The sequence below is a fragment of the Bacteroides difficilis genome (assembly GCF_048319815.1).
Taxonomy (GTDB): domain Bacteria; phylum Bacteroidota; class Bacteroidia; order Bacteroidales; family Bacteroidaceae; genus Bacteroides; species Bacteroides zhangwenhongii.
In genome coordinates this window covers 5,472,224-5,497,182 of record NZ_CP182814.1, presented here as the reverse complement: position 1 = coordinate 5,497,182, position 24,959 = coordinate 5,472,224, and the positions used below count along the sequence as shown (strand labels likewise).

Genomic DNA, 24,959 nt, shown 5'->3' with positions numbered 1-24,959 from the left:
ATATTATGACGAACATGAAACGAATATATTACCTTCAGAGAATCATTCTTTCGGTGCTCTTGCTGTTACCCTTGTCCGGTTGTTTCGACAGCGATATAAACCGCAAGATGTATGAAGCGGATGATAGTGAAATGCAACGCGAAAATCATATCGTCGGCGCAACGTTGAGAGTGATGCAAGGACTTGTCAGTCCGACGCGCGAGCATTTGTACCAGTTTATGGATGCTATGGTGGGCGGTGCTTACGGAGGCTATATGGAAGGTATCGTAGATACATGGGTAATGAAGTTCTCTACATTCAACCCCGAACAGGGATGGCTGAAATCCCCGTTTGCCGATCCTATTACCGACCTTTATCCCCAATACCTCAAGATGTTGAGCGTGACGGATGATCCGGTAGCTCTGGCTTTGGGTAAAATCTTGCGTGTCTGCGTCATGCACCGTGTGACGGATATTTACGGACCTATCCCTTACTCGCAGATGTTGAGTAATGACAATCTGGGAGAGAACCTGTCCGTTCCATACGATTCGCAGGAACAGGTATATACGCAGATGTTGAAGGAGCTGGAAGAGGCCGATAAAGTGTTGGAAGAGAATAAAGACCTTTCTTCCGAAGCGTTCCGTAAATTGGAGGATCTGTATTACGGTAACATCTCCAAATGGCGCAAATTCCTTCATTCCATGCAGCTTCGCATAGCGATGCGCATGAGTTATGTGAACCCTACGGAGGCGCAGCGTATTGCAGAAAATGCCGTAGCGGCGGGAGTGATCGAAGCGAATGAAGATAATGCCATGCTCCATGTGGCGGAGAACCGTTCCGAACTGTTGTTCAATAATTGGAGTGATTATCGCATCAGTGCCGATATGGTTTCCGTGATGAAGGGATATGAAGATCCCCGCTTGGACGTTATGTTTGTGAAAGGTACCAATACCGTAGAAGTGGGTGGCGAGAAACAGGAAGTGAACGATTTTTATGGTGTGCGTATCGGTATCTTCACCGAGAAGAAAGACGACATGATTAATTTGTATTCCAAACAAATCATCAGCAGTACCGATCCTTACCTCTGGATGAATGCCGCTGAAGTGAGTTTCCTTCGTGCCGAAGGTGCGTTGCGCGGTTGGAATATGGGCGGAGAGCCGCAGGCGTTGTATGAGAAAGCCATCGCTCTCTCGTTCGATGAACGCGGGGCTAAAGGAGCCGATAAATATGTGAAGGATGCAGAAAAGAAGCCGGTGAAGTACGTAGATCCGATGGGTGCTTATAGTGCGGATGCAGTGAGCGAGATTACGATTGCTTGGGAACAGGGGTCTGGAAAGGAAATCTTCGAGAGGAATCTGGAACGCATCATTACGCAAAAATGGATTGCCATCTTCCCGCTAGGTCTGGAAGCATGGGCGGAACATCGTCGTACCGGTTATCCGAGATTGCTTCCTGCCGTAGAGAATAAAGATCCCAACAATAGCGTGAATGTTGCTATCGGTCCCCGTCGCTTGCCTTATCCGGCAGACGAATACAACTCTAACGGTGCTAATATAGCCAAAGCCGTACAGATGTTGGGTGGTACTGACGCTGCGGGTACGCCTCTTTGGTGGGACGCGAAAGACCATTCGGTTGAGAATAACTAATAGCTCTTTACAAGAACCTTTTTTAATCCATAAGATTATGAAATATAAATCAATATTCAATGTATGTCTGCTGACCGCTTTCCTGTTGACTGCGACCACTTCCTGTGACGATTGGACGGAAATGGAGATTCATGAGACGGATGTCAACGGAGCAAAGGAGCAGAACCCGGAACAATATGCCGTTTATACGCAGAACCTTCGGGCTTATAAAGCAACGAAGCATGCTGTGGTTTATGCCCGGCTTGACAATGCTCCGGACAAGGCTACCAGTGAAAAGTTTTTTCTCCGTTCCTTGCCGGACAGTATTGATATCGTATCCATGCGTAATGCCGACCGACTGACTGATTTTGACCGGGAAGACATGGCGATGGTACGTGCCGATTACGGAACGAGAGTGCTTTATTATGTGGATTGCACGCCGGGAGACAAACTGAATGCCGCTATCGCTTCCGCTGCTGAAGCCGTACGGGCAGGAACGTTTGACGGAGTCACGCTTGCTTCTTCTGCTGCGGTAGATGCGGCAACGTTGAAATCGCTGACTGACGCACTGGGACAAACACCGTGCTTGCTTGTCTTCGAGGGAACTCCTTCCCTGTTGCCGGAAGCGCAACGTAGCCTTTTCAGCTATTTCGTACTTGATATTTCCGAAGCAGCCGATGACTACGACATAGAAACGGAAGTTCTTTTGGCCACCGGATATGGCAAAACTGCTCCCGGACATCTGCTGTTGGCCGTCACTCCCGAAGGCTCGTTGACTGATTATAATGGAGTGACCCGTTCTGCCATTGCAGGAGCTGCTCACAGTGCTCTCCATATGGAGACACCGTTGGGAGGCATTGCCATTTACAATCTTTCGGACGATTATTACGATGCTGATATTATTTATAAACAGACTCGTGGAGGCATTCAATTTTTGAATCCCGCTTCGGTTCATTAAACTAAGTAAACTATGAGAATACATAAACTTTATCAGTGCCTTGCAGCCGCAACCCTCCTGTTTTTGCCGGTTGCCTGCGACAATACCGATTATAGCGACCATTCACCGTTTGACAATTCGGCATACTTGAATGTGGCTGCTACTAAAAATGCGGAAATGTTCACTTTCAACCGTAAGGTGACGAACCAGACGAAAACGTTTACAGTGAAACTGTCGTATCCTTCAGGGGAGGATGTGAAAGTAAACCTCAAGGTAGATCCTTCACTGATTGCCATATATAATGCGAAGAACGACACGCATTATGAGATGTTGTCTGCCGAACATTATCAATTATCGCAGGAATCCGTTACTATTCCTGCCGGAAAGATAACGTCCGACGAAGTCAGTATCAAATTCCTCAAACTCGATGAATTGGAGATTGACGCAACTTATCTCTGTCCGCTTTCCATCAGTGGAGCCGAAGGGGTGGGAGTGATGGACGGTTCACGTACGATGTATTATCTGGTGCGTCGTTCCAGCGCTATCACTACAGCGATGAATCTGAAGAATGTTTACGTTGCCGTTCCCGGATTTGATAAGGGAAGCCCTACGGCAGATGTGGTGAATAACTTGAGTGCCATTACGATGGAAGCCATCATTCGTGTGAATAGTTTCCAAAAAGAGATATCTTCTATTATGGGTATCGAACAATATTATCTGATGCGTATTGGTGATGCGAGTTTCCCAAATCAACAGTTACAAGTACAGTCCACATTTGGTAAATTTCCTGAAGCCAGTAAACAGAAATTACTACTGGCAGGTGAATGGTATCATGTTGCTTTGACATGGGATTTAGCTAATGCCACTATTGCTTTCTATGTGAACGGGCAGTTGCAAAGCATTAGTAACGCTCATGGTAAGAGTGATCTGACTAGCATAAATTTAGGCGATAAGGCACCTGATGATGAATTTGGAAATGGAGGTGATTTTAATTTCTATTTTGGTCGTTCCTATGGTGAATCACACGATATAAGTCGCCAATTTGATGGCGAAATATGTGAAGCTCGCATTTGGAGTGTAGCTCGGACAGCCGAACAAATTTGGCAGAATATGTACGATATTCCTAATCCAACGGAAGAACCGAACTTGTGTGCTTACTGGAAGTTTGACGAAGGAACAGGTTTGAAAGTTGTAGATCGTACCGGACATGGGAATGATGCGAAGGTAATCCCTTACTGGAAAGGAAGTGACCACACGGAAGTGTATAGTAAGACGGATGCGGATTTGTGGCCAAGTGGCATTGAGGTGCCGAAAGTAAATCAGGAATGAGAGATTATAGATAACTATTAAAATGTATATGATTATGAAACGAATAATACAAAATATCTCTTTGTGCGTGTTATTGGCTTTGGCGATGGGGGCTTGTGAAGAGGATGCAGCGATAGTGGCTCCGAATGTAACACATGACAAGTCTACAGTATCACCAGAGGAAGTTGCAGAAGCGGGCGCTCTACAAAGTGCTTCAGAGCCAGGAAATAAATTTATTTTTTTTGATTTTGTAGAACAGGGAAGTAATGAATTGTATGTAGAATTGATAGAGCCAGCAGAGCGAAATATGACATTTACCATTAGTATAAACACTTCATTGACTGATCATGATAGACCATCGATAACAGAGCATTTTTACAAAGTGAGTGCAGAAATTGTGTATGATTGGGAGAATAAATTTACGATAAGTAATGGAGGAAAGGTGACGATAGCGGCAGGTGAGCGAAGATCAACACAGATAAGTTTTACTGTGTCAAATATGGATCTTGTCAACTCTTATTATTTGTTGCCATTGTTAGCAACAGATGAGGATGGTAACCAGTACGAGCTTTTCTATTATCTGCGTCAAGTGGAAATGGAACGTCAGGACAGGTCGAATAAGCCTTATACAGTGGTGGCATATATTGATACTGAAATGATGAATCCTTTAATCGCTGACCAATATACTTCTAAATTACAGTACCTGAAGTCTCGTCGGGATAGAAAAACTATTTATGAAAATGTTCCTGTATTTGATGTGGTGAATTTGCGAAAAGCTTTGTTGAAATACGACGAACCTTCCCGTAGAGCGATTTTGAAGTTTACACCGGATATGGAGCACGTGTTGAAAAACTATGCTCAATATATTCAACCATTGAGGAGGAATGGTATTAAAGTATGCCTTTCTATTGAAGGAGGAGGGACAGGTATAGGATTTGCCAATCTGACAGATGTGCAAATTGCTGATTTTGTGGCACAAATCAAGGTGGCTGTGAATATGTATCAATTGGATGGTGTTCATTTGCGTGATGAAGGTGCTGGGTACGGCAAGACTGGAGCACCGGAAGTAGATGAGGTCTCCTATCCTAAATTAATTAAGGCACTACGTGAAGCGATGCCGGACATTATGTTGACTCTTGCAGATGATGGAGGTACTACGGCAATGATGGACAAAGAACGAGGTGGTATTGTGGTAGGTGATTATATTGATTTGGCATGGAATGTTGTGTGGGATACTGCGGTTAATCCTTGGGCAAATGGGTCGGAACGTAAACCTATAGCAGGAGTTACAAAAGAGCAGTATGGGGGCATTTCTTTTTATATAAAGCCACGAATGACAATGGAAGAAGGCGAGTTCTTTGAGAATTTGATAGCTGAATCTAGGGTAATTGCTCTAAATGAGGGGCTAGGAAAAGTAGCTGTTGCGGAAAATATTCCTTATAGAGACTATATACAGGAAATTGCGAATGTCCAGAGTATTATGGGGCTTCTAAGTTGTTTTCATGATAATAATAATTACGAATATCCTTATTATAGGGTGGAGGTAATGGAGACGTTGGCAGCAGCATTTTATTATGCTTTCCGAAAAGATTGGTAAATTGGAAAGTATTTAACCATACAGTTTGTAGGAAGTATTTTTCTAAAAATCCCTCGAATCGTTGTTTCTACCTTTTACATCAGTGTGAAATCTAATATATGAAGTGATTTTGGTTTTAATGGTGGAGAAGGTGGTGGAGAAATACTTGATTTTGTGGTATAAAATGGCTTACTGGTGGAGCATTGCTCCACCGCTTATATAGAAGAACTGTGAACTCTATACATGATACGTGTATAGAGTTCACAGTTCTTGTAGACATAAGAATATGATATTCGAGCAATCAACGTGCTGAGAGATTATGTTATCTTTCAAAACTGAACATTCTTTCCCTTTTTTATTTTCACTCGTAATCTTCCGAGCTTTAAAGATAGCCTTTTTCGGATAGTATGCCTTTTGAGATCGGATATAAGCCTTGTATTAGTTGTCTATACAGCTTGCTTAAGGCATTTATGTGGTTCGTTTAATGTGCTTTTACGGTAATAAGAACTTGTTTTACATACATGAGCTATTCGGTTCACGTACGAAAGCCGGAAAGTCCACATACGTTGTCTGAATGGTTTACGTACGTGAAACGGGAACGCAGTTCCTGCAAAATACATTAGTAGTGCCTTGTCTGTATGTTAAGTCTACCAGCTTTGGTTTTAATTCCCGCATTATCTGCAGAGAACATACCCACCAAACAACGACTTTATTGAGAGAAAAATGCCGTAAAAACTCAATCTTTCGCCCTAAAAGGGGATTCTTAACACATAGAAATTTATAAGTGAAATTGTATGTCAAAATGTTGATAATCAAAAGTGTAGTTGGTTAATAAGTAATGGACAAAGTGATAATAGAAAGCATAGTTTTTTCTATTATCACCTTATTATCACTCGCTATTATCACCAAATTGCATTTGATTATCAGTGTATTAAACATGAAAAGTGACAAGTGACAATAAAAAGAGTTTTTTAAAACTCTATGTAAAAAGACATTGTAAGGTAATCAACGGGTCAAGCCTATTATTTCTTTCTTGTAATCAGGGTATTCTGTAATCAATGAATTTCTATCCGCTAATTCGAAGTCTTCATACTCGAATCCCGGTGCTACGGCACAACTGACCAAAGTAAAACCGCTTGGCTCTTTCAATCGTGCGGCAAACCAGGTTCCCGGTTCTATTGTTATTTGTAATACTCCGTTTTCCTGATCTGATAATTCCCGACATACTAAAGCCCCTTCTTCAAAGGAATATATCAATAGAGGCGCGCCTTTATGAAAGAACCAGCTTTCCGGAGACTTGATGCGATGAAAGGCGGAGAAATCGTCGTTCTCCAGTAAATAGTAAATGGTTGTCATTACTTGTCGTTTGGCTTCCCTGCCTTCCATAGACACCTGCTTCTTTGAGCGGTATTCTTCCCGATAGTAGCCCCCTTCAGGATGTGGTGTCATTTTCAAATGATCAATCCAATAGGCTGCATATTGTTTTTCATTGTTCTTCATCTTCAGCAATTCGTCTATATAAAAAAGGATGTGTCAATAATAACTTTATAGTGGATAAGGACTAGGACATTTTCCCTGATTTTATTTCATTCTTCAAAAAGTCATAGACATAGCGTGTACTCTGAAAATAAAGCCCTGTTTTGGTGTCTTGTAATTTAGTATACGTGTCTGAAGTATATAGAGTATGAAGGGCAGTCTTCATATCCATATTGAAATCCTCCATTAATAAAAGGATAATGTCTTTTGCTATGTTTTCTATTAAGTAATCAGAATCACTCATAATACTTTCTTAAACATTTAACAGCACGTTCTGTTCCAAAATAGTATTGAATAGTAATACCTTTCATATATTTCAGTCTTTCAATGAAAGTTGGCAAATCTATTTCGTGCTCCATATATTTACGTATTTGCAATCCGACACGGTCGTTTGCTATCGGACCAACGACTATGTCATAGTCATGTATAGGTACAGGAGTTGCATTGTTACGATTCATAAAAATGAAATCTGCCCATTCTTTGTCATAGGCTTCAAATATTTTCACTTTTAATGAATTGTTTGTTAAAAGTGCTTCGTCAAATTCAAAAGCATTGAGAATAGGTTCCCCTCCTGTTTGTTCTGCTTTATATGCTGCCATAGCCATAGCTTGTGTCTTATCGGCCGAAAGATAGAAACCTTTCCCGAAATCTTTATTGGGTTTTGATTTCTGCAAATCTATCTTTTCTATATGAATGGTGGTTCCATGATAAAGTATCATGCTATAGCTCCTCCGAAGCGTTGGCAATATGCAGTAATGTCCGTTATTACATCTTCAAAACGTTGGGTGTGCGCTATTCCATAATGTCTGTCAATGAAATCTATAGCATTGTAACGTTCTAAATAGCGATATGCTTGACTAGAAGTCAATGAATAAGTCTTGGCGAATTCACTGATAAAAGCTATTATATATTCGACTTTGTCTTTTATACCAACATCCATATCTCTGTCTTATTGAATTTTACTACTTTTCTATAGCAAAGATAGTGAATTGAATATAATTTGCAATGAAACAGTAGCTACATTTTGATGTAAGTGAGGGTTTTATTTGTGTCTTTGTCTCTCTACTAAAAGAAAAAGGGGGAGAATATGGTAGGAATAGATATATTCAGAACAGAAAAATGTGTGTTATATGTTTTAGTGTTCAAAAAAACTATCTTTGCATCATGGATAATCCATTGGAACGATTAGGTAATATACCTGTAACAGCTTCTGTATTGGAGTCTCTTTTCCCCCACATCAAAAGAGGAAACCAAAAAGTCAGGTTACTTGAGCGAGATAAGCAAATTATTCGTCTCAAGAAGGGACTTTACGTATGTAATCCTAAAATAACAGGTCAGATTTTGTCAACAGAATTGATTGCCAATCATCTTTATGCTCCCTCGTATGTTTCCATGTCATCGGCTTTGCGTTATTATGGTTTGATTCCGGAAGCGGTGTACACCAAGCAATCAATGACCTTGAAGCATTCCAGAAATTTTGATACGCCGTTGGGAAGGTTTGAATATACCAGTATGCCAAAAAGGGTATTTTCAGTGGGTTTGACCAGCATCAAGAAAGAAGGTTATGCTTTTGTGATGGCAACTCCCGAAAAGGCATTGTGCGATTTGATTGCAAACTCTCCCAATGTAAATCTCCGTTATCTGAAGGACGCCGAAATTTATTTGGAAGAGGATATTAGGATGGAATTGGAAGATTTTAAGCAGATGAATGCCGAAATATTTGAGGAATACATAAAAGTTGGCAAAAAGGCCGAATCCATACGGACGTTACTAAAACTGATAAAGAAATGAAGAACGATATTTACGATAATATGCTTTCCGCATACGATTTATCTACTGAACAACAGAAGCGGAATGCAATTTTTGAGGTAAACCAGCAGGTGATACTTGCCGGGCTTTACAATGGTGGTTTCTTTGATGTGGCAGCTTTCTACGGAGGTACTTGCCTTCGGATTTTTCATGGTCTCCAACGTTTTAGTGAGGATATGGATTTTTCACTTCTTGTTCCCGATGGTAAGTTTGATTTCGCGAAATACTTTCAACCCATCATAGACGAGTTTGCTGTCGTGGGGAGAGAAGTGGAGATTAAAAAGAAAGACAAAAAGAATTTTGGTAAAGTGGAGTCGGCCTTTTTGAAAGATAATACGGATGTGTATGATATTTCTTTTTTTCATCGCCCTATTAAAGGATAGGCTGGCTTCGGCAAATATCAACCAAGTAAAGAATGATGTGTTACCTTTCGTCAAGAACCCTAAAGAATTGGATATTTGGTCGAATGATTATTTTATCCAGTTGGTGGATAGGGTGAAATTTGAATAGAGGTATGTTATTTCTTTCTATTCAGCAATAAATATCATTCTTTATTTATACCTTTGTCTTAATTGAAAGAAAAAACAGAGATTATGGCAAGAATAACCTTTCACAGAGTAATGCAAAGGAAATGTTGGATGCATTGGTCATAGACGACGGGTTGCTGTATAATATTACAGATTTGTTCAGCAAATTCAACAAGAAGAAATTCTTTGAGAAAGAATTCTATCCGGTCAGTCTGTTCTATTTGGGTATGACCACTCTGAAAAGTACTTATCGAATGGTACTTCCTAATATGACCATGCGTAGCATTTATATGGATTATTATAACCAGTTGAATAAGATTGAAGGAAATGCCAGCCGTTATGTTCCCGTTTATGAACTTTATGATTCCAACCGGAGTCTTGAACCTCTTGTTCAGAATTACTTTGAACAATACTTAGGACAATTTCCTGCGCAAGTTTTTGATAAAATCAATGAGAACTTCATCCGTTGCTCTTTCTATGAACTTGTTTCCCGCTATTTAAGTAGTTGCTACACTTTTGCCATCGAACAGAATAACTCCGTAGGTCGTTCTGACTTTGAGATGACAGGTATTCCCGGTACGGATTATTATACGGATGACCGTGTTGTGGAGTTCAAATACTATCATGCCAAAGAGGCTGATCGCATCCTCTCATTGACCGAACCATTGACTGAACACGTGCAACAGGTGAAAGGCTATGCCGAAGATACGAAAAAGAAGTTTCCCAATTACAATGTCCGTTCGTATGTGGTATATATCTGTGCCAATAAAGGATGGAAGTGTTGGGAGGTATAATCACTTTTTCCCGGCTTCATGCCGTCTGTGAGAAATATTCGTGTAACTTTGTAGGCTGATAGTATAAAAACAAGAAGGAAAAGAATGATAGTTTGCATAGCTGAAAAGCCATCTGTTGCACGTGATATAGCCGAAGTACTCGGCGCTCATACCAGAAAAGAAGGATATATAGAAGGAAACGGATACCAGGTGACCTGGACGTTCGGACATCTTTGCACCCTGAAGGAGCCGCATGAATATACTCCTAATTGGAAGTCATGGAGCTTAGGTAGCTTACCGATGATCCCTCCGCGTTTCGGTATCAAACTGATTGGGCATGATCCGGGTATTGAGAAACAATTTCATATCATAGAGCAATTGATGCAAAATGCAGATGAGATTATCAACTGCGGTGATGCCGGACAGGAAGGAGAATTGATTCAGCGTTGGGTGATGCAGAAAGCAGGTGCCCGTTGTCCGGTGAAGCGTTTGTGGATTTCGTCTTTGACGGAAGAAGCTATTCGTGACGGATTTGCAAAGCTAAAGGATCAGGCAGATTTTCAGTCACTGTATGAAGCGGGACTTTCGCGGGCTATCGGAGACTGGTTGCTTGGTATGAATGCCACTCGTCTTTATACAATAAAATACGGTCAGAATAAACAGGTACTTTCTATTGGTCGGGTGCAAACGCCTACTTTAGCGTTGATTGTCAACCGGCAGTTGGAGATAGCCAACTTCCAGCCTAAGCAATATTGGGAATTGAAAACGAACTATCGGGATACAACCTTTTCGGCTTTAATTCGCAAAAGTGATGAAGAAATCGCTGCGGAAGAAGAGAAAAACGGTGGGAAAAAGAAAATAATAGAGAATCCCGGTATTGATCCTATCGCTAACAGGGAAGAGGGCGAGGCGTTGGTAGAACGTATCAAAGACCTTCCGTTCGTAGTCACCAGTGTTAGTAAGAAAGACGGACGGGAGTTTGCCCCGCGTCTGTTTGACCTGACTTCGCTTCAGGTGGAATGTAACAAGAAATTCGCTTATTCTGCTGATGAGACATTAAAACTTATCCAATCCCTTTACGAAAAGAAAGTAGCCACCTATCCACGTGTCGATACAACTTTCTTGAGTGACGATATTTATCCGAAGTGTCCCGGCATTTTGAAAGGACTTCGTGATTATGAAGTACTGACAGCTCCGTTGAACGGTTCCACATTGCCGAAATCGAAGAAAGTATTTGATAATTCAAAGGTAACGGATCACCATGCCATTATCCCTACCGGAGTGTACGCTCAAAACCTGACGGATATGGAGCGTCGTGTCTACGATCTGATTGCCCGTCGTTTTATTGCCGTGTTCTATCCGGATTGTAAGATTTCTACTACTACCGTGATGGGAGAGGTGGATAAAATAGAATTCAAAGTAAGCGGGAAACAGATTCTCGAACCCGGATGGCGTGTTGTCTTTGCAAAAGATGTAAAAGAAACGACCGAAGAAAAAGAGGAAGAAGACGAAAATGTACTTCCTGTTTTTGTGAAAGGGGAAAGCGGTCCTCATGTTCCCGATTTAAATGAAAAATGGACGCAGCCGCCCAGACCTTACACGGAGGCAACCTTACTTCGTGCAATGGAAACTGCCGGAAAGTTGGTTGATAACGATGAGCTCCGCGACGCATTAAAAGAAAACGGTATCGGCCGTCCGTCTACCCGTGCCGCTATCATAGAAACGTTGTTCAAACGGAATTATATCCGTAAGGAAAGGAAGAACCTGATTGCTACCCCGACAGGAGTGGAACTGGTGCAACTTATCCATGAGGAACTTCTGAAGTCTGCTGAATTGACGGGGATTTGGGAAAAGAAACTCCGTGAAATAGAAAGGAAAACGTACGATGCCCGCCAGTTTTTGGAAGAACTGAAGCAAATGGTTTCAGAAATCGTAATGAGTGTGTTGTCAGATAATACCAACCGTCGTATTACCATTCAGGATGCGGTAGTCGCCCAAGCCGAAGAAAAAGCGAAGAAAGAACCGAAGAAGCGTGAACGGAAACCGAGTGTGCCGAAAGAAAAGAAGCCGAAGGCTACGCCTGCGGCTACTTCTTTGACAACTGCTAATGCTGATTCCCTTGTCGGACAACCTTGTCCGCTTTGCGGCAAAGGGACGATCATAAAAGGCAAGACAGCCTACGGATGTTCGGAGTGGAAAAACGGATGTACTTACCGGAAAGCATTATGAAACTCAATCACCGCCTCTATTCCCTTACGGAAAATATCCAATGAGAAATTTTCATTCGGTGAATGGATGGCGTCCGATTCGAGTCCGAATCCCATCAATACGGTCTTAACTCCCAATACTTGTTCGAAAGTGGAGATAATGGGAATACTGCCGCCACGACGTACAGCCAACGGCTTTTTCCCGAAAGCTATCTCAAAGCCTTTCTCCGCCGCTTGATAGGCGGGAAGGGAGATGGGGCAGACATAACCCTGTCCTCCATGCATAGGAGTCACTTTCACTTGTACCGTGTCAGGAGCAATACTAAGAATATAATCTGCAAACATTTGAGAAATCTTATGGTGGTCCTGATGTGGAACCAACCGGCAAGACACTTTGGCGTAAACTTTTGAGGGAAGCACGGTTTTGGAACCTTCTCCTGTATACCCGCCCCATATACCGCATACGTCAAAAGACGGCCGGCAACTGTTACGTTCCAATGTACTGTATCCTTTTTCTCCGAATACTTCCTTCACACCGATCGCTTCTTTGTATTTCTTTTCATCAAAAGGAATACGGGCAATCATCTCCCGTTCGGCTTGTGGAACTTCTTCTACGTCGTCATAGAATCCGGGAACGGTGATTCTTCCATCCGCATCGGTTATTTTACTGATAATCTGGCATAACACATTAATTGGATTGGCTACCGCACCTCCGAAATGTCCGGAATGTAAATCACGGTTTGGTCCCGTAACTTCTATTTCCCAATAAGCCAGGCCACGCAGACCTGTGGTTAACGAAGGGAGTTCCGCTCCTAGCATGCTAGTGTCCGAAACAAGAATCACATCGGATTTCAACAACTCTTTGTGCTCTTCGCAAAAAGCCTCCAAACTGGGAGAACCGATTTCCTCTTCTCCTTCAAAGATAAACTTCACGTTATTTTTTAGCAGTCCGTTCTTGAGGAGATATTGGAAGGCTTTCACCTGAATAAATGATTGTCCTTTGTCATCATCCGCACCACGTGCCCAAATGTGACCGTCACGTATTTCCGGCTCGAACGGTTGGCTTTTCCAAAGCTCCAACGGCTCGGCAGGCATCACGTCATAATGAGCGTAGACTAAAACGGTCTTCGCATCAGGGTCCACAATTTTCTGGGCAAAGACAATCGGATTGCCTTTGGAGGGCATTACCAATGCTTCGTCCGCTCCGGCTTCCAATAATAGCTGTGCCCAGCGTTCGGCGCACGCCAGCATATCATCATGGTGTTCGGGCAGTGCACTGACACTTGGAATACGGATGAGACTGAACAAATCCTCCATCATTCGGGACTCGTTCTCTGCTATATATTTCTGAATTTCGTTCATAAATTGAATTAAACATTAAAGCTGCGTGGTTTTATCCAGCAGGTAATAGTCAAGTATAGTCATCGCAGCCATTGCCTCTACAATGGGAACGGCGCGTGGCAGTACACAGGCGTCATGACGGCCGCGAGCTTTCAGCGTGGTGTCCACTCCGTCGATATTAACAGTCTCCTGCTCCATCAACAGCGTAGCGATCGGTTTGAATACCACACGGAAATAAATGTCCTGTCCGTTACTCAATCCTCCCTGAATACCTCCTGAATGGTTGGTATGCGTTTCAATCCGTCCATTGTTGTTATAGAAAACATCATTCTGTTCCGACCCCTTCATCTTCAGTCCCTTGAATCCTTCACCGTACTCAAATGCTTTGGCGGCGTTGATACTTAACATCGCATTTCCCAAAGCCGCATGGAGCTTACCGAAAACGGGTTGTCCCAAACCGATGGGGCAGCCTTTGATAACACAAGTCAGCGTACCGCCGATAGTATCGCCTTCTCCTTTTACCTTATATATAAGGTCTGCCATTTCTTTTGCCTTTTCCGGGTCCGGGCAGCGTACATCATTTGTCTCGATCAAGTCGAGATCATAATCCGAGTAAGTGCCTTCCAGTTTGATAGCTCCTACCTGTGAAGTGTAAGCGGTGATACTGATACCTAACTGGCGGAGTGCCAATTTGGCCAAAGCACCGGCTACGACGCGTGATACCGTTTCGCGTGCAGACGAACGTCCGCCGCCACGATGATCGCGGATGCCATACTTCACTGTGTAAGTATAGTCGGCGTGTGAAGGGCGATATACATTTTTCAGATTGTTGTAGTCATTAGAATGTTGGTTTTCGTTCCAAACGATAAAACCGATGGGGCAACCGGTTGACTTACCCTCAAAAATACCGGAAAGAAACTCTACTTTATCCGCTTCTTTGCGTGCGGTGGTAAGGATGGATTGTCCCGGACGGCGCCGGTTCAGTTCCTGTTGTACGAACTCTTCGTCGATAGTGATTCCGGCGGGAAATCCGTCAATTACTCCTCCAATTCCTTTTCCATGAGACTCACCAAAACTTGTGAGCCGAAAGATGTTGCCAAATGAATTAAACATAGTCGTGGCTTTTTAAAATTACTGTATGCAAATATAACAAAGTTTTCGATAAGATTGTTGTGAACTCAAAATATCTTCAAAAAAGGTGGCATATTGAACCTTTTTTCTTCTTTTCAGTTTATAAATGATGATTAATAATAACTAAACCAATGACTGTATGAAAAAGAATCTATTGTATTTACTAGCATTAGTGTGTTCTATCACTTTCTTCGCCGCTTGTAGCAGTGACGATGACGATAGCAAGAAAAATGAGGGTAACGAACCCGAAGAAGAGGCGGTGGTGACAGCTCCGGATGTGGTTGGCACTTATTGGGGCAACTTGAATATATCTATGATAGCGGATGGCTCCGACCAGGAAAATGTTATAGCGGACGGAGTGCCTAAATTTATAACCTTTTCCCAAGTCAGTGATACGGAAATAAAAATAGAACTGAAAGATTTTGAACTGTTCATGAACGGGAAGATAATGAAGTTCGGAGATGTTGTAATAGACAAGTGCACCGTAAAGAAGGGAGAGGGGATTTCGACCTTTACAGGACAACAGCAACTTACATTTGCTGGAGAGGCGGCTGCCTTGGGAGCTTGTGATGTAACTGTGGCGGGGACGGTGGAAGGTGCAGATGCCAATATGACCATCAACGTAAAAGTGCCGGCTTTGCAACAGACAGTCAAGGTTACTTATTCAGGAGTAAAACAGGTTGAGAATCCTGATAAAGAATAACTTTAATATTCACCACAGATTACACGGATTAACACAGATTGATTTTAATGAATTGATAATTAATTTCTATTATCTGTGTTAATCCGTGTAATCTGTGGTGAGTTATATTTTAGAATGCATACCCGAAGCCGATATTCAGATATATAGGGTACATCGAGAAAGTAACCGTATGGAAGTCATTCTTGAAGATATTGTTGAGTCCCCAAGTAAGGTCGGCGTATATGTTGAGATGTTTGAACGCTCTCCATCCGGCTCCTGCCTGAAGCCCCCACTGAAAACGTCTCAGATCGTCGGAGAAGTCATAAGTTGCGATTTTATCATCGGTAAATTCTACTTTAGGTCCTGTTGGATCGTCTTCACGCAGATATCCTTCGTATACGTGTCCTGAAAATTCCCTTGAAAGTATATAAGAAAAATAAGGGCCTGCTTTCACATTCCAACGGCTACTCAACTTATAAGTAGCCATCAATGGGATGGTTAATCCGGCGGTATGTACTTTGGTTTTTACCCCTCCTGTCCATACTCCGCTGATCCTTTCACCTCCTTGTCCCAGAATTTCCATACTGTAATTCTTTACGGTAGCTTCGGTGGTCATAGCTTTGTTTTCAAGCCGTAGCCCTACGATGATACCCAGTTTGTTCTGAACCGCTACCCATTTGGTCACTTCACCCCCGATTGTAATGGCGAGAGTCGGATTGTAACCGTCGATAGACCGGATTTCCGCCGGTAAGGGAAGCGGAGCTGTGCCGCCGATACTGATTCCTGCTTTCACTTCGTATTCCAATCCGCGAAGGGCGGAACGGATAAGCGTTTCATTTCTATCCACTTGTGCATAACCGGGCAGGGCAACACTTAAACAAATAAGCAGACCGAATGTATAAAGGTATTTTTTCATCGCTGTAATTATTATAAAATCATTTAGGTTTTAGTTTTCTGTATGATAGACCAGTTCGACTTCATCAATCAGCAAGGTACTTCCGATGGCTCCATTGAAATAAGCGCCTTCCAAACTGGAGGTAAAGACGATTGCTACGTTGTATTTTCCATCCCTTAGCTTTTCTTTGTCGATGAACTTGCCGGGGCGGGTAATAAACGGAAGTTTGAAGTAAGTCCATTCATCTGTTTCTTTGGCATTGTCGATGCGTGCTATTGAGACCAGATTCGGACTGGTGAACGCATTACTTCCGTCAAGAGTAGGAACAGACTCGCTCGTTTCGTACATAATGGCGTATATATCGCAGATGTCACGTTTTCCGTCAACGGGTTTTCCTTCTTCGGTGAACTTGTCTCCCGCCTTGTATTTATAATAACCGGCCAGATAGGTCGGCACATAACGGAAAGGCAGACCGAATTTGGTAGCTTGCAGCGGATAGCTCATGGCATTGTTCACATCAAAAGAGCCGATAAATAAGTTTCCTGCGGCAATGGGCATACCCATTAACTGCCCGAAGAAACCGGTACTGCGCGTTACTAATGAAAGACATTTTCCCTCTTTACCATCCGCTATTTGGAAAGTGGGGTAGTCGTCGGCTGTTTTAGGAACGCCGGTCATGGCATAACCCGCATTTCCGCTGGCCCATTCCATAATCACTTTGTCTCCTTGCCGTTCTACGAATATATAGTATTTTTTCCCACCGAGAGTGTCCTCGAAGTTGTAGTTAGTTGCAAGTTCCGTATCAATAACCGAAACTGTATATGTCTTTTTCCAGACTCCGTCGGCTGCTGTGACAGTGTATTTTTGCGGTAGATTAAAATCGTGTACCGTTCCGCTCAAAGGGCTGATGGTGGCTCCCGGAGTCAGGGTGAATTCCGGTGCAAGGGTCGAAACGTCTGTTCCCGGTCCCACAAAAAGAGTCACCGAATTATTATTAATGATAGGACTTGTGGTCATTACTGCTTTCGGCAGTGTGCAACTAAGTATATCTGCTTCTGCGTTAAGGGCTTCGTCACGGATGCAAGAAGAGATGATAATACTTACCAGGAAATATAAAATCACGTGTTTTGCTTTCATTTTTCTCTTTTTTCTTACTGTTAAAGTTTAGTTCTCAGAAGCGTTTATAACAAAATGAAATTTTATTTGTTCAGTAAGAGATGTATGATAAAAAAGATTTTCTTACTTTTGTGTGTACTTAAAACTTATGAGTTTATGACTGAGTCAGAAAGAAGGCAAATTATAGAACTGATTAAGAGAGAGGTAATTCCGGCTATCGGATGTACAGAACCTATTGCTGTGGCGCTTTGTGTAGCGAAAGCCGCCGAAACATTGGGGATACGTCCAGAGAAGATAGAAGTACTGCTCAGTGCCAACATTTTAAAAAATGCGATGGGGGTAGGAATACCGGGTACAGGAATGGTAGGACTTCCCATTGCCGTTGCTTTAGGAGCATTGATAGGCAAATCAGAGTACCAGTTGGAAGTATTGAAAGACTGTACACCGGAAGCTGTAGAGTGCGGAAAGCAGTTTATTGGGGAAAGACGGATTTGTATTTCCTTGAAAGATAATATCACGGAAAAGCTCTATATCGAAGTGATTTGCAGGTCCGGAGATAGGACGGCGAAAGCTGTAATTGCCGGTGGTCATACCACCTTTATATATATAGCCGATGGAGGCAACGTATTACTAGACAAGCAGCATACAACCGATGAAGAAGAGGAAGCGACCGCTCCCGAACTGAACCTGCGTAAGGTTTATGATTTTGCCTTGACAGCTCCTTTGGATGAAATTCGTTTTATTCTTGATACGGCACGTTTGAACAAGGCAGCTGCCGAACAAGCCTTTAAAGGCAATTACGGACACTCTTTGGGAAGAATGCTTCGGGGAAGTTATGAACACAAAGTGATGGGTGACAGCGTATTCTCTCACATCCTCTCTTATACTTCTGCTGCTTGTGACGCTCGAATGGCAGGAGCTATGATTCCGGTCATGAGTAATTCCGGCAGTGGTAATCAAGGAATATCGGCCACGCTTCCTGTGGTGGTCTTTGCTGAAGAGAATAATAAGAATGAAGAAGAACTGATCCGTGCCTTGATGTTGAGTCATCTTACGGTTATTTATATCAAACAAAGTTTGGGACGTCTTTCCGCTCTCTGCGGTTGTGTGGTAGCTGCCACAGGTTCCAGTTGCGGAATCACTTGGCTGATGGGAGGAAACTATGACCAGGTTGCCTTTGCCGTTCAAAACATGATTGCCAACCTGACGGGTATGATTTGTGACGGTGCAAAACCGAGTTGTGCCCTAAAAGTGACTACCGGAGTCTCAACAGCTGTACTGTCTGCTATGATGGCAATGGAAGACCGTTGTGTAACTTCTGTGGAAGGTATTATTGATGAAGATGTAGATCAAAGTATCCGTAATCTGACAAGAATCGGCTCACAAGCTATGAACGAAACGGATAAAATGGTACTCGATATCATGACTCACAAAGGATGCTAGAAAATGAGGAGTTAGAAAATGAAAAATGAGGAATGAAGAATTAGCTGCGCAATGGTTGTATGGCAATTCTTCATTCCTCATTTTTAACTCTTCATTAACTTAGTGGCAACAGCCGCCACCGCATTCGTGGTCATCGCAGCCACCATTGCAACCACCATCACCGCAACTGTCGCATCCGCAACCGCAGCCTTCGCCACTCATCATTTTCACCAGTTCCTGAATTTCTTCGTTAGTAGCAGGACGGCTTTCAATCACTTCGCCTTCAAAGATGAGATCGGCGCCTGCCAACGGATGGTTGAGGTCAACGACTACTACATCCGGTTTGATTTCTACTACGCTGGCATTTACGCGTTGACCGTCACCGGTCATCAAAGGTACGATATTACCCTCTTTGATATGATCGCTGTCGAACTTGCCGTCAACCTCAAAGATATTTTTCGGGAGATCAATCACGTGTTGCTCGTCATATTGACCGTATGCTTTGTCTGCCGGAATGGTGAAGTCAAATTTGTCACCTTTAGAAAGAGAGGTTATCTGGTTCTCGAAGTCCTCGAGTGTTGTTCCTAATCCTGAAATGAACTGAAAGGGGTGTTCTGCTTTTGCTTCTTCGAACAATTCCTTTTCACCATCTTCCATTGTATATAATTTGTATGCAACGGTAATGTACTTGTTTTCTACTGTTTCCATCTGATTCTTTTTATTTCTAAATTAATAAATCCCGCAAATGCGGGCTGACAAAGATACGAATTATTTATTTCTGCCGTGATATAGGGAAGGTATATTTCAAAATATTAAATGCTTTTGTTAGAAAGGGACAATAGGATTCCGCTTATATAATAGTTGTGAATTTAACCTTTAAGTGATAAAATAGAGAAATAATGCCTCTCTTTTCTTACAATTATTCGTTTTTATATGATTTTTTTCTTCGATTTGTTTGGATATAATAAAAAAGCCCTTACCTTTGCAGCACAAAAATAAAGAAAAGAAGATATGAATAACTTACACACATCTATTAACCTAGCAGTCTTGCATATTATTCGCGTCGTGGTGGTCCCATCAAGAGCGTGAGAAAGGTTTTTGTGCTGTATGTATTCGTACCATAAAGATAAAATTTAGAGCCTTTCTCACTGGTGTGAGAGAGGCTTTTTAATTAAAAGATAGATTGAAATGAAAAAGCAATTACGCAGTTCGTTTAGTACACAAGGCCGTCGGATGGCGGGAGCCCGTGCGTTGTGGGTAGCCAACGGCATGAAGAAGAATCAGATGGGTAAGCCTATCATCGCTATAGTCAATTCATTCACACAGTTTGTGCCGGGACACGTGCACTTGCATGAGATCGGTCAGTTGGTGAAAGCGGAGATCGAAAAGCTGGGGTGCTTCGCTGCGGAATTCAATACAATCGCTATCGACGACGGTATAGCTATGGGGCATGATGGAATGCTTTACTCGCTTCCTTCCCGTGATATCATCGCAGACAGTGTGGAATATATGGTGAATGCTCATAAGGCAGACGCGATGGTATGTATCAGTAATTGTGACAAGATCACTCCGGGAATGTTGATGGCGGCGATGCGTCTGAATATACCTGCTGTATTTGTGTCGGGTGGTCCTATGGAGGCGGGTGAATGGAACGGTCAGCATTTGGATTTGATCGACGCGATGATTAAGTCGGCCGACCAAAGTGTGAGTGACGAGGAAGTTGCCAATATCGAGCAGAACGCTTGTCCTACCTGCGGATGTTGTTCCGGTATGTTTACAGCAAATTCTATGAACTGCTTGAACGAAGCCATCGGCTTGGCTCTTCCCGGAAACGGAACCATTGTAGCCACGCATGAAAACCGTACGCAGCTTTTCAAAGATGCTGCTAAGTTGATTGTGGACAATGCGATGAAATATTATGAAGAGGGAGATGAGAGCGTGCTTCCGCGTAGCATTGCCACTCGCCAGGCTTTTCTGAATGCCATGACTTTGGATATTGCGATGGGTGGTTCTACCAATACGGTTCTTCACCTGTTGGCTGTTGCCCATGAAGCGGGAGTCGACTTCAAGATGGACGACATTGATATGCTTTCCCGCAAGGCTCCGTGCCTTTGCAAAGTAGCTCCGAATACACAGAAGTATCACATTCAGGATGTGAACCGTGCCGGTGGAATTATTGCAATCATGGACGAACTGTCCAAAGCCGGTCTGGTGGACACGTCTGTTCGCCGGGTAGACGGAATGACGTTGGCAGAGGCTATTGATAAGTATTCCATTACAAGTCCGAACGTAGGTGAAGAGGCTATCAAGAAATATTCGAGCGCAGCCGGAAATAGATTTAACCTCATACTCGGCTCGCAAGGTATGTATTATAAGGAACTGGATAAAGACCGTGCAACCGGATGTATCCGTGATTTGGAACACGCTTACAGCAAAGACGGCGGACTGGCCGTATTGAAAGGTAACATTGCTCAAGACGGTTGTGTGGTAAAAACGGCAGGGGTAGACGAAAGTATCTGGAAGTTTACCGGACCTGCTAAAGTGTTTGATTCGCAAGAAGCAGCCTGCGAAGGTATTCTTGGAGGTCGAGTCGTCAGTGGCGACGTTGTCGTCATCACGCACGAAGGTCCGAAGGGTGGTCCCGGTATGCAGGAAATGCTTTATCCTACCTCTTATATAAAATCCCGTCATCTCGGCAAAGAGTGTGCTTTGATCACTGACGGACGTTTCAGTGGCGGAACTTCTGGATTGAGTATAGGGCATATCTCTCCCGAAGCGGCAGCAGGAGGTAATATCGGAAAAATAGTCGACGGAGATATCATTGAAATCGACATTCCCGCCCGGACGATTAACGTGCGACTGACGGATGAAGAACTGGCTGCCCGTCCGATGACACCTGTCACTCGTGACCGTTATGTGCCGAAGAGCCTGAAAGCGTATGCCAGCATGGTAAGCTCTGCCGATAAAGGAGCAGTAAGATTAATCGATTGACAAATGATGTTTTGACGTTGAGTTCAATCGTAAATTGTAAATCTTAAAATTGCAAATAAATAGATGAGTAAAGACTTAATAACAGGTGCGGAGGCGTTGATGCGCTCATTGGAACATCAGGGAGTAAATACGATTTTCGGTTATCCCGGCGGTTCAATCATGCCGGTATTCGACGCCTTGTACGACCATCGAAATAACTTGAACCACATTTTGGTTCGTCACGAACAGGGAGCTGCCCATGCGGCACAAGGTTATGCCCGTGTGTCGGGTAAAGTCGGTGTTTGCCTGGTGACAAGCGGTCCCGGTGCTACGAACACGATTACCGGTATTGCAGATGCGATGATCGATAGTACTCCTATTGTTGTTATTGCCGGACAGGTAGGAACTGGTTTTCTCGGAACGGATGCATTTCAGGAAGTCGATCTCGTAGGTATCACCCAGCCTATTTCCAAGTGGAGTTATCAGATCCGCCGTGCGGAAGATGTAGCGTGGGCAGTGGCACGTGCATTCTACATTGCCCGTAGTGGTCGTCCCGGTCCGGTTGTGCTGGATTTTGCCAAGAATGCACAGGTAGAGAAGACGAAATATGAGCCGACTAAGGTTGATTTCATCCGCAGCTATGTACCTGTGCCTGATACTGATGAAGACTCCGTAAAGGCTGCCGCCGAACTGATTAATAATGCGGAACGTCCGCTTGTACTGGTAGGGCAAGGCGTTGAGTTAGGGAATGCTCAGAGTGAGTTGCGTGAATTTATTGAAAAGGCGGATATGCCTGCGGGATGTACGCTACTCGGACTTTCGGCTTTACCTACGGAACATCCTTTGAATAAAGGAATGTTGGGAATGCACGGTAATTTGGGACCGAATATAAATACCAATAAATGTGATGTCCTGATCGCTGTAGGAATGCGCTTCGACGACCGTGTGACCGGTAATCTGGCTACTTATGCCAAACAGGCAAAAGTGATTCACTTTGATATTGATCCGGCGGAGGTGAATAAAAATGTAAAAGTTGACGTTGCAGTTTTGGGAGATTGCAAGGAGACATTGAAGGCTGTTACCCGACTCTTGAAAAAGAATGAACACGCTGAGTGGGTCGACAGTTTCACGGAGTATGAGAAGGTAGAGGAAGAAAAGGTGATTCGTCCCGAGCTTCATCCTGCCACCGACTCGTTGAGCATGGGTGAGGTGGTACGTGCGGTAAGTGACGCTACCCGCCACGAAGCAGTTCTGGTGACAGATGTAGGACAAAATCAAATGATGTCCGCACGTTACTTTAAATATACGAAAGAACGCAGTATCATTACTTCCGGCGGGCTCGGAACAATGGGCTTCGGCCTTCCCGCCGCTATCGGAGCTACTTTCGGAGCACCGGAACGTACCGTATGTGTATTTATGGGAGACGGTGGATTGCAGATGAATCTTCAGGAACTGGGTACGGTTATGGAGCAGAAGGCTCCGGTGAAGATTATCTGCCTGAACAATAACTTTTTGGGCAACGTGCGCCAATGGCAGGCTATGTTCTTCAATCGCCGTTATTCATTCACTCCGATGTTGAATCCGGACTACATGAAAATTGCTTCGGCGTACGAGATTCCTTCCAAACGTGTCTTTTCTCGTGAAGAGCTGGCGGACGCTATCCGTGAAATGTTGGCAACAGACGGTCCGTTCCTGCTCGAAGCCTGTGTAGTAGAAGAAGGTAATGTACTACCGATGACTCCTCCGGGAGGCTCTGTCAATCAGATGTTGCTGGAGTGCTAGGAGAAGTTGAGAGTTGAAAGTTAAATTAAGGATTATGAGTGAAAAGACATTATATACTATCATTGTTCATTCGGAAAATATAGCCGGATTGCTGAATCAGGTTACGGCTGTTTTTACCCGTCGGCAGATAAATATCGAGAGTCTGAATGTATCTGCTTCTTCCATCAAGGGGGTGCATAAGTATACCATTACCGCTTGGACTGATAAAGATACGATTGAAAAAGTGGTGAAGCAAATAGAAAAGAAGATTGATGTAATTCAGGCGCACTACTTTACGGAAGATGAGATCTACTTCCATGAGATTGCTTTATATAAGGTGTCTACCCCCGAATTTCAAGAGACACCGGAGGCCTCTAAGGTGATACGTAAATATAACGCCCGCATAGTGGAAGTAAATCCGGTATTTTCTATTGTCGAGAAGAATGGAATGAGTGAAGAGATTACCTCGCTTTACGGTGAACTGAAGGCTTTGAATTGTGTTTTGCAATTTGTACGTTCGGGGCGGGTAGCGATTACCACCAGTTGTTTTGAACGGGTGAATGAGTTTCTTGACGGACGGGAAGCCCGTTATAACCAAAATAAAAAACAGCAGGAAGAATGAGCGAATCAAATAAAATAGGAACTTATAAGTTTGTTGCAGAACCGTTTCATGTTGATTTCAACGGTCGCCTGACAATGGGGGTACTAGGCAATCATTTGCTGAATTGCGCAGGTTTTCATGCCAGCGATCGTGGCTTTGGCATTGCATCTCTGAATGAGGACAATTATACGTGGGTACTTTCCCGCCTGGCAATCGAATTGGATGAAATGCCTTATCAGTATGAGGACTTTTCGGTTCAGACTTGGGTGGAAAATGTTTATCGCCTGTTCACCGATCGTAATTTTGCCATTATGAATAAAGAAGGCAAGAAAATCGGTTACGCTCGTTCCGTGTGGGCGATGATCAGTTTGAATACTCGTAAACCGGCTGACCTGTTGGCATTGCACGGGGGAAGCATTGTAGACTATGTATGCGATGAGCCTTGTCCGATAGAGAAGCCTTCGCGTATCAAAGTGACTAATACACAACCGTTGGCCACGCTGACTGCGAAATACAGTGATATTGATATTAACGGTCATGTGAATAGTATCCGTTACATCGAGCACATACTCGATTTGTTTCCGATCGATTTGTATAAAACCAAGCGCATTCGTCGTTTTGAGATGGCGTATGTGGCCGAAAGTTATTATGGAGACGAACTGACTTTCTTCTGTGATGAAGCCAATGAAAATGAGTTTCACGTAGAGGTGAAGAAGAACGGCAGCGAAGTGGTTTGCCGGTCGAAAGTGATATTTGAATAAAA

The 24,959-nt window shown here is 43.3% G+C and carries 20 protein-coding genes and 2 pseudogenes; 14 read left to right on the top strand and 8 right to left on the bottom strand.

All coding sequences use genetic code 11. The annotated features are described in order from the left end of the window. Positions 1-5 precede the first annotated feature (5 nt). The 4 genes from ACNOGP_RS21625 to ACNOGP_RS21610 are packed head-to-tail and all read left to right on the top strand — an operon-like array spanning position 6 to position 5,446. Complete coding sequence (locus tag ACNOGP_RS21625) at positions 6-1,625, top strand: SusD/RagB family nutrient-binding outer membrane lipoprotein (protein WP_418213696.1); 1,620 nt, start codon at positions 6-8, stop codon at positions 1,623-1,625. A 37-nt stretch (positions 1,626-1,662) separates the two neighbouring features. Further along, on the top strand, positions 1,663-2,562 hold the full coding sequence (locus tag ACNOGP_RS21620) for a glycoside hydrolase family 18 (protein ID WP_418213695.1): 900 nt from the start codon (positions 1,663-1,665) through the stop codon (positions 2,560-2,562). Positions 2,563-2,574: 12 nt separating this feature from the next. After that, positions 2,575-3,870: a DUF1735 and LamG domain-containing protein gene (locus ACNOGP_RS21615; RefSeq protein ID WP_418213694.1), complete on the top strand. Its 1,296-nt coding sequence runs from the start codon at positions 2,575-2,577 to the stop codon at positions 3,868-3,870. Positions 3,871-3,892: 22 nt separating this feature from the next. Next, positions 3,893-5,446 carry an endo-beta-N-acetylglucosaminidase gene (locus tag ACNOGP_RS21610; protein WP_418213693.1) on the top strand — a complete coding sequence of 518 codons (1,554 nt, stop codon included), beginning with the start codon at positions 3,893-3,895 and terminating at the stop codon, positions 5,444-5,446. Between the two features lie 984 nt (positions 5,447-6,430). On the opposite strand, the gene ACNOGP_RS21605 is transcribed toward ACNOGP_RS21610, so the two are convergent. The 3 genes from ACNOGP_RS21605 to ACNOGP_RS21595 all read right to left on the bottom strand — a co-directional run bounded on the left by ACNOGP_RS21605 (position 6,431) and on the right by ACNOGP_RS21595 (position 7,901). Beyond that, a complete protein-coding gene (locus ACNOGP_RS21605; RefSeq protein WP_143864998.1) occupies positions 6,431-6,925 on the bottom strand; it encodes a cupin domain-containing protein in 495 nt (164 codons plus the stop codon). 272 nt (positions 6,926-7,197) lie between these two features. Next, positions 7,198-7,680 carry a DUF3990 domain-containing protein gene (locus ACNOGP_RS21600; RefSeq protein ID WP_195475004.1) on the bottom strand — a complete coding sequence of 161 codons (483 nt, stop codon included), beginning with the start codon at positions 7,678-7,680 and terminating at the stop codon, positions 7,198-7,200. Then, positions 7,677-7,901 carry a DUF3791 domain-containing protein gene (locus tag ACNOGP_RS21595; protein ID WP_195475003.1) on the bottom strand — a complete coding sequence of 75 codons (225 nt, stop codon included), beginning with the start codon at positions 7,899-7,901 and terminating at the stop codon, positions 7,677-7,679. The genes ACNOGP_RS21600 and ACNOGP_RS21595 overlap by 4 nt, the downstream gene beginning before the upstream one ends. Before the next feature lie 224 nt (positions 7,902-8,125). On the opposite strand from ACNOGP_RS21595, the gene ACNOGP_RS21590 reads away from it, so the two are divergent. The 4 genes and pseudogenes from ACNOGP_RS21590 (at position 8,126) to ACNOGP_RS21575 (ending at position 12,299) form a co-directional block, all read left to right on the top strand. Further along, positions 8,126-8,752: a type IV toxin-antitoxin system AbiEi family antitoxin domain-containing protein gene (locus tag ACNOGP_RS21590; RefSeq protein ID WP_418213692.1), complete on the top strand. Its 627-nt coding sequence runs from the start codon at positions 8,126-8,128 to the stop codon at positions 8,750-8,752. Further along, positions 8,749-9,280 (top strand): annotated as a pseudogene (locus ACNOGP_RS21585) (nucleotidyl transferase AbiEii/AbiGii toxin family protein). Before ACNOGP_RS21590 ends, ACNOGP_RS21585 begins: the two are co-directional and overlap by 4 nt. Positions 9,281-9,377: 97 nt before the next feature. Beyond that, positions 9,378-10,091: pseudogene (locus ACNOGP_RS21580) on the top strand (PD-(D/E)XK nuclease domain-containing protein); the annotation flags it as partial. Positions 10,092-10,175: 84 nt separating this feature from the next. Beyond that, complete coding sequence (locus ACNOGP_RS21575; protein ID WP_418213691.1) at positions 10,176-12,299, top strand: DNA topoisomerase 3; 2,124 nt, start codon at positions 10,176-10,178, stop codon at positions 12,297-12,299. On the opposite strand, the gene ACNOGP_RS21570 is transcribed toward ACNOGP_RS21575, so the two are convergent. Continuing rightward, the gene (locus ACNOGP_RS21570) at positions 12,281-13,639 is read right to left on the bottom strand and encodes a dipeptidase (RefSeq protein WP_418213690.1); all 1,359 of its coding nucleotides are present in this window, start codon (positions 13,637-13,639) and stop codon (positions 12,281-12,283) included. The two genes, ACNOGP_RS21575 and ACNOGP_RS21570, sit on opposite strands and share 19 nt — an antisense overlap. 15 nt (positions 13,640-13,654) lie before the next feature. Continuing rightward, positions 13,655-14,731, bottom strand: a complete 1,077-nt coding sequence (gene aroC / locus ACNOGP_RS21565; protein WP_007751711.1) for a chorismate synthase — start codon at positions 14,729-14,731, stop codon at positions 13,655-13,657. A gap of 157 nt (positions 14,732-14,888) precedes the next feature. On the opposite strand from aroC, the gene ACNOGP_RS21560 reads away from it, so the two are divergent. Beyond that, positions 14,889-15,452 (top strand): calycin-like domain-containing protein, encoded by a 564-nt coding sequence (locus tag ACNOGP_RS21560; protein WP_418213689.1) that lies wholly within the window; start codon positions 14,889-14,891, stop codon positions 15,450-15,452. A gap of 109 nt (positions 15,453-15,561) precedes the next feature. Here ACNOGP_RS21560 and ACNOGP_RS21555 read toward each other — a convergent pair whose 3' ends face one another. Then, entirely contained in the window at positions 15,562-16,347 is a 786-nt protein-coding gene (locus tag ACNOGP_RS21555; RefSeq protein WP_186967412.1) for a porin family protein, read from the bottom strand. A 30-nt stretch (positions 16,348-16,377) separates the two neighbouring features. Beyond that, on the bottom strand, positions 16,378-17,463 hold the full coding sequence (locus ACNOGP_RS21550; RefSeq protein ID WP_195629486.1) for a PCMD domain-containing protein: 1,086 nt from the start codon (positions 17,461-17,463) through the stop codon (positions 16,378-16,380). A gap of 135 nt (positions 17,464-17,598) precedes the next feature. Between ACNOGP_RS21550 and ACNOGP_RS21545 the strand changes: the two genes are divergently transcribed. Continuing rightward, the gene (locus tag ACNOGP_RS21545) at positions 17,599-18,885 is read left to right on the top strand and encodes a serine dehydratase subunit alpha family protein (protein ID WP_186967410.1); all 1,287 of its coding nucleotides are present in this window, start codon (positions 17,599-17,601) and stop codon (positions 18,883-18,885) included. 99 nt (positions 18,886-18,984) lie between these two features. On the opposite strand, the gene ACNOGP_RS21540 is transcribed toward ACNOGP_RS21545, so the two are convergent. Next, complete coding sequence (locus ACNOGP_RS21540) at positions 18,985-19,572, bottom strand: FKBP-type peptidyl-prolyl cis-trans isomerase (protein ID WP_007766819.1); 588 nt, start codon at positions 19,570-19,572, stop codon at positions 18,985-18,987. 480 nt (positions 19,573-20,052) lie between these two features. Between ACNOGP_RS21540 and ilvD the strand changes: the two genes are divergently transcribed. The 4 genes from ilvD (at position 20,053) to ACNOGP_RS21520 (ending at position 24,957) form a co-directional block, all read left to right on the top strand. After that, positions 20,053-21,855 carry a dihydroxy-acid dehydratase gene (gene ilvD, locus ACNOGP_RS21535; protein WP_195532690.1) on the top strand — a complete coding sequence of 601 codons (1,803 nt, stop codon included), beginning with the start codon at positions 20,053-20,055 and terminating at the stop codon, positions 21,853-21,855. Between the two features lie 63 nt (positions 21,856-21,918). Beyond that, complete coding sequence (gene ilvB, locus ACNOGP_RS21530) at positions 21,919-23,616, top strand: biosynthetic-type acetolactate synthase large subunit (protein WP_055278377.1); 1,698 nt, start codon at positions 21,919-21,921, stop codon at positions 23,614-23,616. 34 nt (positions 23,617-23,650) lie between these two features. Next, positions 23,651-24,217, top strand: coding sequence for an acetolactate synthase small subunit (ilvN, locus tag ACNOGP_RS21525; RefSeq protein ID WP_195474993.1), 567 nt, complete (start codon positions 23,651-23,653; stop codon positions 24,215-24,217). Then, positions 24,214-24,957 (top strand): acyl-[acyl-carrier-protein] thioesterase, encoded by a 744-nt coding sequence (locus tag ACNOGP_RS21520; RefSeq protein WP_195532692.1) that lies wholly within the window; start codon positions 24,214-24,216, stop codon positions 24,955-24,957. The genes ilvN and ACNOGP_RS21520 overlap by 4 nt, the downstream gene beginning before the upstream one ends. Positions 24,958-24,959: the final 2 nt, after the last annotated feature.